General features: G+C 54.9%; 1 protein-coding gene. It reads left to right on the plus strand.

Annotated features, from left to right (window positions below; genetic code table 11):
• Positions 1-244 (plus strand): SDR family oxidoreductase (locus tag FXN61_RS49895; RefSeq protein ID WP_223165935.1); only part of this gene is annotated, 244 nt, incomplete at its 5' end.
• Positions 245-617 lie beyond the last annotated feature (373 nt).

Genomic DNA, 617 nt, shown 5'->3' on the forward strand with positions numbered 1-617 from the left:
TCACACGCGAAATGGCCCACGATTATGCGCCCTATGGGCGTTCGTGTGGAACGCGATCGCGCCAGGCGAGATCAGAACGGACATGTTGTCGCCCGACACGGAAGCGCGTCTCGTGCCAAACATCCCGTTGCGCAGAGTGGGAACACCCGACGAAGTGGCCAAGGTCATCTTCTTCCTATGCTCGGATGCCGCAAGCTATGTTACGGGGGCCGAGGTGCCGATCAATGGTGGGCAACATCTGTGAATCGACCAAGCCTGGCAACGCGGCTGACTTAAGCCTCAGCGTTGAAGTTCGTGTTCTACGCTGACGTCGCGCACCTATTCCGAAAAAAGATGAAATCAAACCACTGTAAGGTTACCGTCGTGCCATGAAAAGGTGTTACGCTTCTATGTCATCTCGTTAATTCGTAACGCTAGATCGAGCATGACATGCAAAACGAAGCTCGCAAATCCGAACAAGGTGCTAGGGAGGATGATCAAAATAACGGAGACCGCCTCATGCTGCATATCGCTTCCGCACGCGAGATACCTGCCTCTCATCAGAGACGGAGCGCGAGCTCTCGGCGAGCCGCGAGCGCGACGACGCGCTTGAACCGGTATCATTCGAAAATATCCGA

Source organism: Lentzea indica, assembly GCF_012184385.1.
In the GTDB taxonomy this organism is placed as follows: domain Bacteria; phylum Actinomycetota; class Actinomycetes; order Mycobacteriales; family Pseudonocardiaceae; genus Lentzea; species Lentzea indica.